Consider the following 15,126-nt stretch of genomic DNA (forward strand, 5'->3'; position numbering starts at 1 on the left):
GGGTTAGACAGTAGCGCTGCTTCTAACTGTCTTCAAGGGTTAGAGTGTTCGTCATGGAGTGGGCCTTCGACGGCGGGCGGCCGTGCCTCGACCTCGTCAACACGCTGCGCAGCCGGTACGCCGAGGGGGTGGAGCTGCTGACCGGGCCGGACGCGCTGGCGGAGTGGCTGTCCCGTGCGGGTTTCACGACGGGGCCGGTGCCGGTGACGACCGGGAACGTGCTGGCCGCGAAGGCGCTGCGGGAGGCGATCGACCGGGTGCTGCTGCCGGTCGGGACGCCGTCGGAGATGGACATCGAGCTGGTGAACAACGCGGCGGCCTCGGCACCCGCGCCGCCGCCGCGCCTGACGTTGGTGGACGGGGTGCTGCACCGCGAGGTCCCGGCCCCCAAGGACCCGGTGGCGGCGGCGTTCGCGGCGTTGGCGGCGGACGCGATCGACCTGGCGGCGGGCGGCGCTTCGGTCCGGGTGTGCGCGGCGGACGACTGCGGGGTGCGGTTCTGCGACGCCTCACCGCGCCGCAATCGGCAGTGGTGCTCGATGTCCCGCTGCGGGAACCGAGCGAAGGCCCGCGCCCACTACGCCCGGGTCAGCGGCCGCGAGGACTGACGTGGGGGCGCAGGTGGTCGTGAGTGTTCGCTGAGCCGGGACCGTTGCCGCCGATCAGGCGCTCGTAAACCCCGGGGTGGGCGCGGAACCAGACGTTCAGCTTGCCGATCCAGCGCATGTGGGCCGTCCGCAGGCCGGCCGGGAGCGGGGCCGAGACCAGTCGCACCGCCCGGGCGAAGCGGTCGAAACGGCGCTGGTCACGCGCAGTCCACGGGAGCCCGAGCCGCTCCCGCAACAGCGGCGGCACCGTGGCCCGGATCAAGAACACCTGCCCCCGCGCCTGCGCCCGCCGCAGGGGACGCCACCACCGGTCCGGCAGCCAGCCGACCGGCTTCCGCACCGTCTCGATCGTCTCGAAGAGCTGCTCGATCGCCGGATTCCCGGCGAACCCCGCCACCATCTCGTCGTAGTAGCGGGAAAACGCCGCCCAGTCCGGCGGCAGATCGCGCTCCCGCACCCCGAGCAGCCGGCCGATGCCGCACATCTGCGCGTAGTACTCGTCAAGCTCCGAAGTGGACAGTGGGCGGCCGAAGAACCGTTGCGCGTCCACCGGAACCATCACCAAAGTCGCGTGCACCCACGCGTACGCCAGGGGATCCAGCGCGCTGTACCGGCGGCCGTCCGGCAGGGAGCCCACGAACGAACGGTGCAGCGCCCGCAGCCGCGCCGCCTCCACCCGCGCACCGGAAACCCCGCCGTACACGTAGATCGACAGCGACGCGCCCGTCCGCATCAGCCGTGTCCACGGGTCCTCCGTGTAGTCCGAATGGTCACGCACGCCCGCCGCGACCACCGGGTGCGCCACCTGCAGCACCAGCACCTGACCCGCCAGGAGCGCGTCGCGGAAGTCGCCGAAGTACTTCCACGCCGCCGTCCCGCGGACGATCGGCGGGGCCATCAAGCGCCGCGGACGAGCATCATCAGCGGGATCGCCACCGGGGTGTCCGTCTCGCCCGTCGCCAGGCGGCGCAGCTGGAGCCCGGCGATCAGGGCCACCACCGGTCCGGCCAGCCGCGCCGGGTCGGGGACCTCCAACGCGGTCAGGATCATCACGGCCAGCTCGTCGTACGCCGCGAAGCAGCGCGCGGAGGCTTCCTGCAGCTCGGGATCGCGGGCCGACTGGAGGTACAGCTCGTGCGCGCCGAGCTCGTCGGCGCCGAACGGCAGCTGCGCGATCACGTGCTCCACCACCGACGCGGCCTGCTCGAGGCTCAGGCCGGCCGCGCGGTAGCCGTCGACGATCGCGCCGAGCTTCGCCGTCTCCTCCTCGACGAACAGCAGCATCGCCTCGCGCAGCAACGCCGTCTGGCTCGGGAAGTGGTAGGTCAGCGTGCCGAGCGAGACGCCGGCGGCGGCCACGATCCGGCGGTTCGTCAGCCCGCCGACCCCGTGCTCGCCGACGACCGTCAGCGCGCCGCGCAGGATGGCTTCCCGGGTGCTTACCAGCTTGTCTCGGGATGCCGCTCCGGCCACCGTTCGACCTCTTCCAGTTGCGCGGCGAGGGAGATCAGCCGCTCCTCGGCGTGCGACGGGCCGAGCAGTTGCGCGCCCAGCGGCAGCCCGCCGGCCGTCTGCCCGGCCGGCACGTTGACCCCCGGCCAGCCCAGCACGTTCCACGGCCAAGCGTACGGGCAGGCGGCGATCATGGCCTGGTCGGTCTCCCAGCCGGACAGCCCGTCGAACGTGCCGATCGGCGGCGGCGGGGTCGCGGTGGTCGGGGTCAGCAGCACGTCGACGCGGCCGAACACCGAGCCGATCCGCCGGTGCAGTCCCGGCTCGAGCGCGCGGGCGAGCCGCAGCGCGGGACCGGCCAGCAGCCGGCCGTGCCCGGCGTTGCTGCGCGTGCGCGGGTCGAGCCCGGCGCGGTCGGGCACCCGCAGCGTCCAGTCGCGGACGCCGGTGAGCGAGCGCGGCAGGAACGTCAGGCCGATCAGCCCGTAGTCCGGCTCGACTTCGACGATCTCGTGGCCCAGCCCGGCGAGCGACTCGGCGAGCCGGCGCACGGAGGCTTCGACGACCGGGTCGAGCCGGGTCTTGGTGGCGGTGAACGGGATCCGCGTCGACAGCCCGATCCGCAGCCGGCCGGGTTCGCGCGCGGCCGCGGTCCGGAACGTCGTGCCGGTCGCGGCGACGACGTCCAGCAGCAGGGCGGCGTCCTCGACGGTCCGGGCGAGCGGGCCGAGCACGGTCAGGCCGTGGAACAGCTCGCCGTCGGTCGGGATCCGGCCGCGCTGGGTCTTGATGCCGACCAGCCCCGTCCACGCGGCCGGGATGCGCACCGAGCCGGCGCCGTCGGAACCGAGCGCGGCCGCGATGACCCCCGACGCCACCGCGGCCGCGCTCCCGCCTGAAGAACCCCCGGGGGTGTGGCCGAGGTGCCACGGGTTGCGCGTCGCGCCGAAGGCCGGGCCCTCGGTGAACGGCCACTGGCCCAGCTCGGGGGTGTTGGTCTTGCCGATGATGACGGCGCCGGCTTCGCGCAGCAGCGCGACGGCGGGCGCGTCGGTGGTGGCGCACGGGAACTCGCCGGCGCAGCCGAACGACGTGGGCAGCCCGGTGAGGTCGACGTCGTCCTTGATCGCGACCGGCACGCCGAGCAGGGGCGCGCGGTCGCCGGCCTCGAGCCGTGCGTCCGCCTCGGCCGCTTCGGCGAGCGCCGCGTCGTCGCGCAGGTGCCGGAAGGCGTTGAGGACCGGCTGGCCGGCGTGCGCGCGCCCGAGCGCGGTAGCGGTCAGCTCGGCCGAGGTGACTTCCCCGGCGGCGAGCCGCGCGGCCTGCGCGGCGAGACCGGTGAAGTCCAGGCTCGTGGCGGTCATGGCGCCTCCCGAGTTCTCGTTCGTTCGAACGAACGTTACCGGATACCGATGGTTTCCGGCTACTCCCGCGGCGCTCTAGAGTGAGCTGATGACGTTCGACTTCGCCGGTTTCCCCGCCGCCGCCCTCGACGCGATCCCCCGGGTCGACCTCGGCGGCTGGCCGACCCCGCTGCACGAAGCGCCCCGGCTCGGCGAAGCCCTCGGCCTGCGGAACCTCTGGCTCAAGCGCGACGACGTCCACCCGCTCGGCGCCGGCGGCAACAAGCTCCGCAAGCTCGAGTACCACCTCGGCGCGGCCCGGCAGGCGGGTGCCGGCACCGTGATCACCTTCGGCGCGCTCCAGACCAACCACGGCCGCCAGACCGCGGCCGCGTGCGCGAAGCTCGGGCTGCGCTGCGAACTCGTGCTCACCGCGAAGGTCCCGCGCGACGGCGACGCCTACGAACGCGGCGGCAACATCCCGCTCGACAAGCTCTTCGGCGCGACCGTCCACGTCTGCGCCGACGGCGAAGAGACCGGCCGGGTCTACGACCGCCTGGTCGCCGAAGCCGCCGCCGAGGGCCGGAAGGTCGCCACGATCCCGGTCGGCGGCTCCAGCGACCTCGGCGCGCTCGGCTACGTCCGCGCCACCCTCGAACTGGCCCACCAGCTGGCTGAGCGCGGGGTCGAGCGCGCCCACCTCGTCGTCCCGCACGCCAGCGGCGGCACCGCGGCCGGTGTCGTGCTGGCCACCGCGCTCCTGAAGAACCTCGGTGTCGGCGTCGCCTGCGTCAGCCACCCGCTGGACGAGGCGACCGAGAACCTGCGCGAGCTCACCACCGGCGCGGCCGAGCTGCTCGGCCTCGAACCGCCGTCGCTCGACCACGTCCGGCTGGGCGACTCCACGCTCGGCCCCGGTTACGGCATCCCGACCGACGCCGTCTGGGACGCGCTACGGCTTTTCGGCCGCACCGAGGGCGTCGTGCTCGATCCGGTCTACACCGGCAAAGTGGCCGCCGCGCTGGCCGAATGGGCGGGGCACTTCGCCCCGGACGACCACGTGGTGTTCCTGCACACCGGCGGCATGCCCGGCCTGTACGGCTACGGCCCCGAATTCGCGGCGGCCGTCGAAGGCTGATTCGAGCCGGGTCGCCAGCCGCAGCAGCGTCAGCAGCAGGGCGACGTCGGCGAGCAGCAGCACCCGCTGCGTGACGCCGATCGGGACGACATCGGAGATCACGCCGAACGGCTCGACGCCGGCCTCGCTCAGCCGCACGAACACGAAGCTCAGCGCGAAGAGCGCGAACGCCGCGGCGGTGACCCGGATCGCCCGGACCAGCGCAACGCGTTCCGGGTGGCCCTTCAGCGGTTCCAGCAGCGAAAAAGCGGCGCCGGGCAGGCTGCAGAACGCGACCAGGCACGCGTAGAGGTGGATCTCCCCGCTCACCGGGTCCGGCGCTTCGGGGTAGCTCGCCGGGAAGATCGCGGCCGCGGCCATGCCGAGCGCCCACAACGCGAGCAGCAGCCGGGTCGTCCGCGACAGCGGCACCCCGGCGACCTGCAGCGCGCCGAGCACCGCGAGCGACCCGATGGCCAGCGACAGCACGCTCGCGCCGAGCATGCCCTCGCCCCGGTCGGTCACCGTGTAGCTCGACAGCGTGTCGTACACCGGGTCGTGCGAGCTGATGATGTGCAGCACCACGGCCGTGAAGAGCCCCCACCCGATCGCGCCCAGCGCGACGAGCCGCCACGGTCTCGTGCGTTTCCCCTGTTCCGTCCCCATGCCGTCCAGGTTCTCGGAGAACGGGACGGCGCGTGATCAGGGAAGACCCTGAATTCCCCCGGAGGTGAAGTCGACCAGGACGAGCGCCTGGTCGTCGTGGCGCTTCGGCCGCGGCCAGCGTTCGCCGTCGGGATCCTGCTTCTCCGCGGTCCGGACGGCGTCCAGGACGGCGTCCGGCCCCTCGGTGCGGGCGCTCGCGAGGACCTCGCGCCAGCCGAACAGCTCGTACTGGTCGACGCCGATGGACACGCCGTCGCTGGCGAGCAGCACGGCTTCGACGTCGGCCCGCGGCCAGCTGCGGCGGACGGCGTGCGCGGCGGCACCGGGTTCGGCTTCGGCGACCCAGAAGCCGTCGTGGGCGTTGCGGCGGCGGCGGACGTCGGCGCCGGTCTGGAGCAGCCCGTGCCGCCGCAGCCGGGCGAGCCGGTCGTCGGAGACGACGTCGACGCCGAAGCCGCCGAACCCGACCACCGGGCTGTCGGCCAGCACCAGCGCGTCGACGCGGTCTTCGAGCCACCGCACGGCGGCGACCGTGCTGGACGGCGACTGCCGCGGCCGGAGCCGGTTTTCCGCGGTGACCTCGCCGATCGCGCGGGTCAGAGCCTCGGCCAGGTCGGCTTCGGGTGCGGCGCGGAGGCCGTCGCCGAGGTGGCGGGCGAGGCGCTCGGCGTACCAGCCGCCGGGGGGCAGCGAGGGGTCCGACGAAGTGGCGCCGTCGAGGACCAGCACCGCGTTGGCCAGCACGACGACGTGGTCTTCGGTGGGGCGTGGGTGGCCGTCGGCGCCCACCCCGGCCCGCTCGGCGATCGAGATCTCGGGCATCACCCGACTGTACGTCGACCCTCCGGCGGCTTCGCGCTGAGCGTGTCAACTTCGGTTGACAGGCTCGTGATGTCAACGTAGGTTGACGTCATGACGGAAGCGACGGATTTGGCTGCCCGGGCGGGTGATCGCGATCCCCGGGTGGGGCTGCGCGCGGTCGCCGCGCTCCGGCGGCTGCTGGAACAACTGGAGGTCGTGCAGGTCCGCAGTGCGCGGGTGCAGGGCTGGTCGTGGCAGGAAATCGCCGCCGAGCTGGGGGTCAGCCGGCAGGCCGTGCACAAGAAGTACGGGAGGCACTGATGTTCGAACGGTTCACGGCGGACGCGCGGCTCGCGGTCGTCGAGGCGCAGCTGGTGGCGCGGGCGTCCGGTTCGGTCGAAGTCGGACCGTCGGACCTGCTGGCCGGGCTGCTCAAGACCGGCGTGCCGCTGCTCACCGAGCTGGGCGTCGCCACCGACGACCTGGCCGCGGAGCTGGAGCGGACCCGGCGCCGCGGCGGGGTCAGCGACGCCGACGCCGAGGCGCTCACGGAGTTCGGCATCGACATCGAGCAGATCGTCGAGCGCGTCGAGCAGACCCACGGCGAAGGGGCGCTGGCCGGCCGGCTCGGCCCGGCCAAGCGCGGGCACGTCCCGTTCACGGCCCAGTCGAAGAAGACCCTGGAGCTGAGCCTCAAGGAAGCGGTGCGGATGGGGGACAAGCACCTGGGGCAGGAGCACATCCTGTTGGCGCTGGCCCAGCAGCGGGGCACCGACGACGTGCTCGCCCGGCGCGGCGCCGACTACGCGACGCTGCGCCGGGTCGTCCAGGAGCGCAAAGCGGGTTAAGCGGCGGGCTCGCGCCACACCACGAACGGCAGCAGCGCCTGGGTGAGCGGGCCGATCGCGAGGGCGTAGAGCACGGTGCCGACGCCGACCGTCCCGCCGAGGAAGAACCCGACGACGACCACGGCGACCTCGATGCCGGTGCGCACCAGCCGGACCGACCAGCCGGTGCGGCCGGCGAGGCCCGTCATCAGGCCGTCGCGCGGGCCGGGGCCGAGCCGGGCGCCGACGTAGGTGGCGGTCGCGACGCCGTTGAGCGCGATGCCGCCGACCAGGAGCACGATCTGCCAGGCCAGGTCGTGCTGGTCGGGGACCACCGCGCGGACGGCGTCGACCATGACCGAGATGACGACGACGTTCGCGATGGTGCCGATGCCGGGCCGCTGGCGCAGCGGGATCCACAGCAGGAGCACGACCACGGAGATCAGGCCGGTCACCGTGCCGAACGTCAGGCCGGTGTGCTTCAGCACGCCTTCGGCCAGCACGCTCCACGGCTCGAGGCCGAGGCCGGCCCGGGTGACGAGGGCGACGCTGGTGCCGTAGAGGGCGAGGCCCGCGAGCAGCTGCACGCTGCGGCGGACGGGGTCACGGGTGATCCGGACGGGCCGGAGGTCGATCTGAGCCACACCTGCACTATCCGCCGCAAGTGGCCTTGTAAACCATAGCCAATTCCAGGATATTGGCCTTATGGAAGCCGCAGTCCCACTGGGTGGACGCATCTCCGGGCCGCGATTGGCCGTCATGCTGGGGTCCTGGCGGCAGGGCTCCCGGCAGGGCGCGGCCGACCTGGCCGCGGCCATCGAGCTGCAGGTGCTCGACGGCCAGCTCCCGCTCGGCACCCGGCTGCCCGCCGAACGGGAGCTGGCCGACGCGCTCGGCGCCAGCCGGACGCTGATCGGCGCGGCCCTGGACCGGTTGCGGGAGAACGGGTTCGTCGCGAGCCGGCGCGGGGCCGGGTCGTGGGTCGCCGCGCCCGGACGGCGCCGCCGCGGCCCGCTCGCCCCGGCCGAGGGCGGCGCGATCGACTTCACCCACGCGTCCTCGCCGGCGATCGCGGGCACGGCGACGGCGGTCGACGCGGCCCGCGCCCGGCTCGCCGACCACCTCGGCGACCACGGCTACCAGGAGCGCGGCCTGCTCGGCCTGCGCGAGCGGATCGCCCGCCGCTACACCGAACGCGGACTGCCGACGACCCCCGCGCAGGTCATGGTCACCAACGGCGCGCACCACGCGTTCGTGCTGGTCCTGCGCATGCTCGCCGGCCCGGGCGACCGGGTGCTGGTCGAGCAGCCGACGTACCCGAACGCGCTGGAGGCGATCCGGGCCGCGCACGCCATCCCGGTGCCGGTCGCCCTCGACCCGAGCGGCGAGCGCGGCTGGGACATCGCCGGCGTCGACGCGGCGCTGCGGCAGGCGTCCCCGCGGTTCGCCTACCTCGTCGTGGACTTCCAGAACCCGACCGGCCTGCGCCTCGACGCGGGCGGCCGCGAACGGCTCGGCGCGGTGCTGAACCGCGCGCGGACGCCGGTCGTCGTGGACGAGACGCTCGTCGAGCTGGACCTCGAGGGCGATCCGCTGCACGGGCCGCCGCCGCTGGCCGCGTTCGCCGGCGACCTGGCGATCTGCGTGGGCTCGGCGTCGAAGACGCACTGGGGCGGGCTGCGGCTCGGCTGGATCCGCGCGTCGGAGGACCTGCTCGGGCGGCTGGTTTCGGCGCGCTACGCGGTCGACCTGGGGTCACCGGTGTTCGAGCAGCTGGTGCTGACCGAGCTGCTCGACGACGAGACCGCGCTCGCCCGCCGTCGCGAAGAGCTGCACGGCTACCGTGACGCCTTGGCCGAAGCGGTGCACCGGCACCTCCCGGACTGGACGTTCACGCTGCCGAGGGGCGGCTTGTCGCTGTGGTGCCGGCTGCCGGATCCGGTGAGTTCGCGGCTCGCGGTCGCGGCGGCGAGCCACGGCGTCCAGGTGGCGCCGGGCTCGCGCTTCGGCGTCCACGGCGGTCTGGAGCGGTATATCCGGCTGCCGTTTTCGCTGCCGCCGGAAACGATGGAGCAGGCCGTCCGGCGCCTGCGCACGGCGGAAGCGTCGGTCCGGGGGACGCCGGAGTCGCTGGCCGCGCCGATCGCCTGAAAACGAAGAACCGGTGCGCTGGATGCGAGCCTGCTCCCAGGGATGGGCGGCGTTCATGTGCATCCAGCGCACCGGTTCTCGGTTCACACCCCCGCTCGCGGACGTGACCCCGCTCGCGGGTAACCGCTGGCTTCCCGGCACAGCCCCTCGACGTGCCGGGAAGCCCGCGGCTCAGACGTGCTCTCGGTACTGCGAGTCCTCGCTCGGCGCGGTGAGCAAGGGCTCCCGGAGCGCGTCCGGTGTGGGTCCCGGCGCCGCGGGGGCAGCGCGGCGCCGGGACCGGGATCCGACCCGGCCGGGCGCGGTCGGCCGGTCGGAAAGACTGTGGTTTCGCATGGTTGTGCACCCCTGGGGTACGTCGGGCGCGATAGTGCGCCACGAGACGTGAAAGAGTCACGGGTTGCGTACTGGAGCAGGGGATTCGTCACGCTTCAAAGGCGTGGATGTGCGTCCGGTTGATCTTGATTTGGACGCAGGTGTCCCCGGCTGCCCGGTGCGGGGTCAGTCGGGGGAGGTGGTGGGCAGGGCGGCTTCCCTGCCCGCGCCGTCGACGTCGTGGTCGCGGCTGGCACCGATGAGCTTCAGCTGGGTGGTGGTCACGTCGTCGGTGTGGACGGCGAACGCGTGGCGCGCCCCGCCGGGACCGTCGTGACCGGGAGCGGCGGTGGAGGCCGGCGCGCTCGGGGCGGTGCTGCCGCCGGGCAGGCCGGGGGTGGACTCGCCGCCGCCGTCGCGGGCGTGCACGCCGGAGTCGCGCGGCTGGTCCTGCCCGGCCTGCTGCGGCTGCTCGTGCCGGACGACGATGAAGTGCGCGAGGGCCGTGCCGCGGCCGGTGCTCTGCGTCGCGGCTTCAGCGGTCACGGCGTCGGTCGTGGTGGCCGGTGCTTCGGTCGCCGTGACCACGGTGGCCGTGGTCGCGGTCGCGGCCGGGACGGTGGCCGTCGCGCCGCCCGAGTTCGAGCCGCCGTTGAGGATCGGGCCGAGGACGTCGTCGAGCGGGAGCAGGACGGGCGCGTCGGGGTTGTCCGCGGGCGGCTGGGTGAGCGGGGCGAGCACCGTGTGGGACAGCGTGTCCGTGACGGCGCCGACCGTGCTGAGGGTGCCGCTGACCGTCGTCGTGACCGTGGAGAGCGTGCCGCCGACGACGTTGAGGACACCGCCGACCAGGCCACCGAGGAGGCCGGGGTTCCGGGTGGCTTCCGTGGTCTCGGTCTTGGCGGCGGGCTGCCCGGCGGTGGTTTCTTCGACGGCCTGGGTCTTCGCGGCCGGCTCGGTCTCGGCGGCCGGCTCGCTGACGGGGTCGGGCTTCGCTTCGGTGGCCGGGGTTTCGCCCGGCTGCTGCGCGCAGGTGGCGGCGCCGGTCTCGCGGTGGCTCTTGCGGTGCTTGTGGTGCAGGAGGGACGGCCGGTCGTGGTCCACAGTGGAGGCGACGGGCGCCTGCGGGCAGGCGGGCTGCTCGGCGGCACCGGCGGTGTTCCCGGACAGGGCCGCGGTGAGCAGCCACCCGGCGAGCGTCAGGCCCCCGGCGACGAGGATCTTGGCGGCGGGCCGCTGCAGCGAAGCCGCCCAGGGCCGCGGCGCGCGCCCGCGCGTGCGAGGGGATCCCGGCGACACCTCACCCGCTGTGAAAGCGGGCCGGCTCGGGGCGCCGCGGCGCGAATCCGCCGTGCTGCTCACCGCCACCACCACCGTCCGCGCCTGATGTCTGTACTCGCTGGGGTCTTTCTCCGGCCAGGTCGCAGTTCCCCCGGGGCTGCACTCTTTCTAGCACCGCTCGGGAGTCTTTCATCTCTCCCGCGTTCGATCCAGCCCGTAAGGCGGAACGGCCCTACCGGGCAAGGTATCTACGGCCGACAAGTTGATCACTCTCAGTGCCGTTCGGGTGTTCTCGTGCGGCCATTCGGAGGAGTGGCGCACTTTGCCCATCCGGCCGTTGACCTGATGTTTCCGCGAACGCACTCGCCTTCGGTATCACTTCGGAAACGGTGCGTGCCCGAGCGAGGCGGTTTCCGGGATGTGGGACACGCCTCAAGTCGTCAGACGAGTTTGCGCAATCGGGTGATGGCTTCGTCGATGACTTCGTTGCGCTTGCAGAACGCGAAACGCAGGAGGTGTTTCCACTCGTCCGGGTGATCGGTGAACACCTTCACGGGGACCGCGGCGACGCCGACGCGGCCCGGCAGTTCCCACGCGAGGTCGGCCGCGTCGGTGAATCCCAGCGGCCGGACGTCGACGCACACGAAGTACGTCCCCGCCGTCGGGCGGACCGCGAACCCGGCGTCCGCGAGGCCCGCCGACAGCCGGTCGCGCTTCTCCGCCAGGGAATCGCGCAGGCCGTCGACCCAGGGGAGCTCGTGGTCGAGCGCGTGCGCCACCGCCGGCTGCAGCGGGCCGCCGGAGACGAACGTGATGAACTGCTTCGCCGCCTTCACCGCCGCGACCAGCTCCGGGGTCGAGCAGACCCAGCCGATCTTCCAGCCGGTGCAGTTGAACGTCTTGCCGGCGCTGGAGATGCTCACCGTCCGCGGCCGCATGCCGGGCAGCGTGACGAGGGGGATGTGCTCCACTCCGCTCGACACGTCGAAGACCAGGTGCTCGTAGACCTCGTCGCAGATGGCGATCAGGTCGTGCTCCACGCACAGCGCGGCCAGCGCCTCCAGCTCGGCGCGGGTGAACACCGTGCCGGTCGGGTTGTGCGGCGAGTTCACCAGGATCGCCCTGGTCCGGGGCGTGACGGCGGCGCGCAGCCCGGCGACGTCGAGGCCGAAGCGGCCGTCCTCGCCCTCGACCAGCCCGACGACCTTGCGCTCGGCGCCCGCCATCGCGACCGCGGCGGCGTAGGAGTCGTAGTACGGCTCGATGACGATGACCTCGTCGCCGGCTTCGGTCAGCGCCAGCAGCGTCGCGGTGATGGCCTCGGTCGCGCCCGCGGTGACCAGGATCTCGGTGTCCGGGTCGTACTCGGTGCCGTAGCGCAGCCGGTGCCGCGCGATCGCGGCGCGCAGCTCGGGGCGCCCGGGCCCGGGCGGGTACTGGTTCGCCCCGCCGAACAGCGCGTTCTTGGCGGCGTCGAGCATCCCGGCCGGGCCGTCGGTGTCCGGGAAGCCCTGGCCGAGGTTGACGGCGTCGTGCTTGACCGCGAGCGCCGTCATCTCGGCGAAGATGGTCGAGGTGAACGGGCGGAGGCGGGGGACGAGAGCAGGTTCGCGCACGATCAGCCATCCTCACGGACAATGGTGATGTGGAGCAACTGACCCCCGCCAAGGTGACGCCCGCCGACCCGCCGGGCGGCCCCGCCGGTGAAGAGGAAAAGCGGCGCGCGCTGCGCAAGATGAAGCTGGTCGCGCTGTCCTTCCTGCTCGGCGCCACCGTCGTGTTCCTGCTGACCAGCTGGGCCCAGTCGGCCGGCTGGCCGGGCTGGGTCGGCTACGTGCGGGCCGCCGCCGAAGCCGGCATGGTCGGCGCGCTGGCCGACTGGTTCGCCGTCACGGCGCTGTTCCGGCACCCGCTCGGGCTCAAGATCCCGCACACGGCGATCATCCCGAACAAGAAGGACGCGCTGGGCAGCAGTCTCGGCGACTTCGTCGGCTCGAACTTCCTGTCCGAGGAGGTCGTGCGCGACAAGCTCAAGCGCGTCGAGATCGCGCGGCGGCTCGGCGGCTGGCTGGCGCAGGAGGAGAACGCCGAGCGCGTGACGTCCGAGCTGGCCACGGTCGTCCGGGCGGCGGTCCGCGTCCTGCGCGACGAAGACGTCCAGGCGATCATGGAGCAGGCGGTCGCGCGGCGGATCATCGACAAGCCGTGGGGCCCGCCGCTGGGCAAGATCCTCCAGGGCGTCTTCGCCGACGGCGCGCACCACAAGCTCGTGGACCTGATGTGCGACCAGGCCTACGAGTGGGTCCGCGACAACCACACGACGATGCTGCGCGTGGTGTCCGACCGGGCGCCGAGCTGGTCGCCGAAGTTCGTCGACGAGATGCTCGCGGACAAGGTGTACGGCGAGGTCCTGTCGTTCGCGTGGGCGGTCAAGACCGACGTCAACCACCCGATGCGGCTCGCGCTGGACAAGTTCCTCGGCGAGTTCGCCCAGGACCTGCAGACCAACCCCGAGGTGATGGCCCGCGCCGAGCAGGTCAAGGGCCAGATCGTGCACCACGAGGAGGTCCAGCGCCTGATCGGCTCGGCGTGGAGCACGGCGAAGGAGATGCTCCTGACGGCGGCCGAGGACCCGTCGAGCGAGCTGCGCCGCCGGGTGCGGCTGGGTCTGGTGTCCCTGGGCACGCGGCTGGCGGAGGACGACCAGCTGCGCGCGAAGGCCGACGGCTGGGTCGAGGGCGCCGCGGCTTACCTGGTGAAGAACTACTCGGGCGAGATCACGACGATCATCACCGACACGGTCGAGCGGTGGGACGCCGAGGAGACGTCGCGGAAGATCGAGCTCCAGGTGGGGCGCGACCTGCAGTTCATCCGGATCAACGGCACGGTCGTGGGTGCGCTGGCCGGGCTGGTCATCTACGCCGTCGCGGAGCTGCTGTTTTGAGGAGTTGGCCGTATACCACACCTGGGGGAGCTTCAAACCAGTTGTCCACAGGAAGCTGAGTTATCCCCCGGGTTATCCACAGGTTTTCACGGTGATGGCCTAATGACTGTCCACAACGTGTGGGGGTGTGGGTGGCCGGGGTGTGGACATGTGGTGGCGGGCGGGGTGGTTGTCCACAGCCGTTCGTGGGTCCGCCGCTCGGATGAGAGGCGGGGCTGGGGGCCGCCGGCCGGGCCGGACGCGGCGCGGGGCGGACGGGGTGCGGGGCTGGTCAGCCGGCCGCGGCCGTGCGGGCTCGCCAGCCGCGGGCCTTCTCGCGGTTGCCGCACACCCGCATCGAGCACCACGTCCGCGAGCGGTTGCGGGACTCGTCGTAGAACGCCCACAGGCACGTGTCCGCCGGGCAGATCTTCAGCCTGATCCAGTCGCCGCGGACGACCAGGCGGGCGCAGGCCGCGAACACCGCGCCGACCGCGTCCTCCGCGACCAGGGCCGGGCCGTCGTCGGTCAGGGAAATCCTCGTGCCGACGTCGAGGCTGCCGGGCGGGAGGCGGGGGTCGCCGATCGCCGCGCGCAGGGCGTCGCGGGCCGCGCGGGCTTCGGGGGCCGGGTTCGGCCGCAACGCGCGCCCGGCTGCCCACTCGCGCCACTGCCCGGGATCTTCGAGCAGGTCCGTGCCCTCTTCGACGTTGACCGTGTTGAGGAACTCCACCACGAGGGAGGCGTCGGTGTGCACGTACCGAGTGTACGGCGGCCGGTGGTTGCCCCCGCGTCGGCTAACCCCCATACTTTCGTCAACGGTTACTACGAAGGGAGCGGACGCATGGGAGCGGTACCGACGCTGGGTGTGGTGGCCCTCGACTGCCCGGATCCGGTGGCGCTGGCCGGGTTCTACCGCGCGGTGCTGGAGTGGGACGCGCCCGAAGTCGCCGAAGACGGGCACTGGGTCACGCTGGCCAACCCGCTCGGCGGCACCGGGATCGCGTTCCAGCGGGTGCCCGACCACCGGCCGCCGTCGTGGCCGTCCGCGGAGAACCCTCAGCAGCTGCACCTCGACCTGAACGTGACCGACCTCGAAGCCGCGCACGAGCGCGTGCTCGGCCTCGGCGCGAAACTGCTGGACGACGAGCCGAAGACGTTCCGCGTCTACGCCGATCCGGCCGGGCACCCGTTCTGCCTCTGCGCGTGCTGAGGGACAGCGGGGCCGAACATGCGTAGGCTCTGATGTGTGATTTGTCCGAAGTGTCAGAACCAGATGCGGACCGTCGACAAGAACGGCATCCACATCGACCAGTGCGACGGCTGCCGCGGGATCTTCCTGGACCGCGGTGAGCTCGAAGCGATCGTCGGTGCGGAAAGCTCGTTCTACGGCCAGCAGCCGCCGCAGTACCAGTCCGGTCCGACGGCGCACCACGGCCGTCCCGACTCGCCGCGCCCGTACCGCGGCGGCCACCCGGATTCGCCGAAGGGGTACCGGGGCGGCTACTCGGACTCGCCACGGCCGCACCGCGGGGGCTATTCGGACTCCCCGCGGCCGCACCGCGGGGGTTACTCGGATTCGCCGCGCCCGTACGGGCACGGTCAGCGCAAGCGCAGCTTCCTCGAGAACCTCTTCGACTGA

16 protein-coding genes and 1 pseudogene are annotated in these 15,126 nt (G+C 72.9%); 8 read left to right on the forward strand and 9 right to left on the reverse strand.

Going from position 1 to position 15,126, the window contains the following annotated elements; genetic code table 11:
* Positions 1-53 precede the first annotated feature (53 nt).
* The gene (locus tag AB0B33_RS06760) at positions 54-608 is read left to right on the forward strand and encodes a CGNR zinc finger domain-containing protein (protein WP_360767794.1); all 555 of its coding nucleotides are present in this window, start codon (positions 54-56) and stop codon (positions 606-608) included.
* On the opposite strand, the gene AB0B33_RS06765 is transcribed toward AB0B33_RS06760, so the two are convergent.
* Genes AB0B33_RS06765 through AB0B33_RS06775 form a run of 3 tightly spaced genes read right to left on the reverse strand, consistent with a single transcriptional unit; the run spans position 589 to position 3,424 of the window.
* A complete protein-coding gene (locus AB0B33_RS06765) occupies positions 589-1,506 on the reverse strand; it encodes an oxygenase MpaB family protein (protein ID WP_360767797.1) in 918 nt (305 codons plus the stop codon). The genes AB0B33_RS06760 and AB0B33_RS06765 overlap by 20 nt on opposite strands.
* Positions 1,506-2,081: a TetR/AcrR family transcriptional regulator gene (locus AB0B33_RS06770; RefSeq protein WP_247015515.1), complete on the reverse strand. Its 576-nt coding sequence runs from the start codon at positions 2,079-2,081 to the stop codon at positions 1,506-1,508. The genes AB0B33_RS06765 and AB0B33_RS06770 overlap by 1 nt, the downstream gene beginning before the upstream one ends.
* Positions 2,048-3,424, reverse strand: coding sequence for an amidase (locus AB0B33_RS06775; RefSeq protein ID WP_360767800.1), 1,377 nt, complete (start codon positions 3,422-3,424; stop codon positions 2,048-2,050). The genes AB0B33_RS06770 and AB0B33_RS06775 overlap by 34 nt, the downstream gene beginning before the upstream one ends.
* 88 nt (positions 3,425-3,512) lie before the next feature.
* On the opposite strand from AB0B33_RS06775, the gene AB0B33_RS06780 reads away from it, so the two are divergent.
* Positions 3,513-4,541: a D-cysteine desulfhydrase family protein gene (locus tag AB0B33_RS06780; protein WP_360767802.1), complete on the forward strand. Its 1,029-nt coding sequence runs from the start codon at positions 3,513-3,515 to the stop codon at positions 4,539-4,541.
* A gap of 81 nt (positions 4,542-4,622) precedes the next feature.
* On the opposite strand, the pseudogene AB0B33_RS06785 reads toward AB0B33_RS06780, so the two are convergent.
* Positions 4,623-5,186: pseudogene (locus AB0B33_RS06785) on the reverse strand (DUF998 domain-containing protein); the annotation flags it as partial.
* Between the two features lie 36 nt (positions 5,187-5,222).
* Complete coding sequence (locus AB0B33_RS06790) at positions 5,223-6,008, reverse strand: protein phosphatase 2C domain-containing protein (RefSeq protein WP_360767805.1); 786 nt, start codon at positions 6,006-6,008, stop codon at positions 5,223-5,225.
* 90 nt (positions 6,009-6,098) lie between these two features.
* On the opposite strand from AB0B33_RS06790, the gene AB0B33_RS06795 reads away from it, so the two are divergent.
* Complete coding sequence (locus AB0B33_RS06795; protein ID WP_360767808.1) at positions 6,099-6,308, forward strand: sigma factor-like helix-turn-helix DNA-binding protein; 210 nt, start codon at positions 6,099-6,101, stop codon at positions 6,306-6,308.
* Positions 6,308-6,835 carry a Clp protease N-terminal domain-containing protein gene (locus tag AB0B33_RS06800; protein WP_360767811.1) on the forward strand — a complete coding sequence of 176 codons (528 nt, stop codon included), beginning with the start codon at positions 6,308-6,310 and terminating at the stop codon, positions 6,833-6,835. Before AB0B33_RS06795 ends, AB0B33_RS06800 begins: the two co-directional genes overlap by 1 nt.
* Here AB0B33_RS06800 and AB0B33_RS06805 read toward each other — a convergent pair.
* Positions 6,832-7,458 carry a hypothetical protein gene (locus tag AB0B33_RS06805; protein ID WP_360767814.1) on the reverse strand — a complete coding sequence of 209 codons (627 nt, stop codon included), beginning with the start codon at positions 7,456-7,458 and terminating at the stop codon, positions 6,832-6,834. The two genes, AB0B33_RS06800 and AB0B33_RS06805, sit on opposite strands and share 4 nt — an antisense overlap.
* A 61-nt stretch (positions 7,459-7,519) precedes the next feature.
* Here AB0B33_RS06805 and AB0B33_RS06810 point away from each other — a divergent pair, with 61 nt between their 5' ends.
* Positions 7,520-8,965, forward strand: coding sequence for a PLP-dependent aminotransferase family protein (locus tag AB0B33_RS06810; protein ID WP_360767816.1), 1,446 nt, complete (start codon positions 7,520-7,522; stop codon positions 8,963-8,965).
* A 501-nt stretch (positions 8,966-9,466) separates the two neighbouring features.
* Here AB0B33_RS06810 and AB0B33_RS06815 read toward each other — a convergent pair.
* Both AB0B33_RS06815 and AB0B33_RS06820 read right to left on the reverse strand, forming a co-directional pair.
* Positions 9,467-10,642, reverse strand: coding sequence for a hypothetical protein (locus AB0B33_RS06815; protein WP_360767819.1), 1,176 nt, complete (start codon positions 10,640-10,642; stop codon positions 9,467-9,469).
* A gap of 359 nt (positions 10,643-11,001) precedes the next feature.
* Positions 11,002-12,177, reverse strand: coding sequence for a pyridoxal phosphate-dependent aminotransferase (locus AB0B33_RS06820; RefSeq protein WP_247015500.1), 1,176 nt, complete (start codon positions 12,175-12,177; stop codon positions 11,002-11,004).
* A 29-nt stretch (positions 12,178-12,206) separates the two neighbouring features.
* Between AB0B33_RS06820 and AB0B33_RS06825 the strand changes: the two genes are divergently transcribed.
* The gene (locus AB0B33_RS06825) at positions 12,207-13,505 is read left to right on the forward strand and encodes a DUF445 domain-containing protein (RefSeq protein WP_360767823.1); all 1,299 of its coding nucleotides are present in this window, start codon (positions 12,207-12,209) and stop codon (positions 13,503-13,505) included.
* A 271-nt stretch (positions 13,506-13,776) separates the two neighbouring features.
* Here the strand turns inward: AB0B33_RS06825 and AB0B33_RS06830 are convergent, their stop codons facing one another.
* Positions 13,777-14,241, reverse strand: a complete 465-nt coding sequence (locus AB0B33_RS06830; protein WP_360767826.1) for a CGNR zinc finger domain-containing protein — start codon at positions 14,239-14,241, stop codon at positions 13,777-13,779.
* Between the two features lie 87 nt (positions 14,242-14,328).
* On the opposite strand from AB0B33_RS06830, the gene AB0B33_RS06835 reads away from it, so the two are divergent.
* Both AB0B33_RS06835 and AB0B33_RS06840 read left to right on the forward strand, forming a co-directional pair.
* Positions 14,329-14,697 (forward strand): VOC family protein, encoded by a 369-nt coding sequence (locus AB0B33_RS06835; RefSeq protein ID WP_360767829.1) that lies wholly within the window; start codon positions 14,329-14,331, stop codon positions 14,695-14,697.
* 39 nt (positions 14,698-14,736) lie between these two features.
* Positions 14,737-15,126, forward strand: a complete 390-nt coding sequence (locus AB0B33_RS06840; protein ID WP_360768611.1) for a zf-TFIIB domain-containing protein — start codon at positions 14,737-14,739, stop codon at positions 15,124-15,126.

Source organism: Amycolatopsis sp. NPDC049159 (assembly GCF_040648295.1).
In the GTDB taxonomy this organism is placed as follows: domain Bacteria; phylum Actinomycetota; class Actinomycetes; order Mycobacteriales; family Pseudonocardiaceae; genus Amycolatopsis; species Amycolatopsis pretoriensis_A.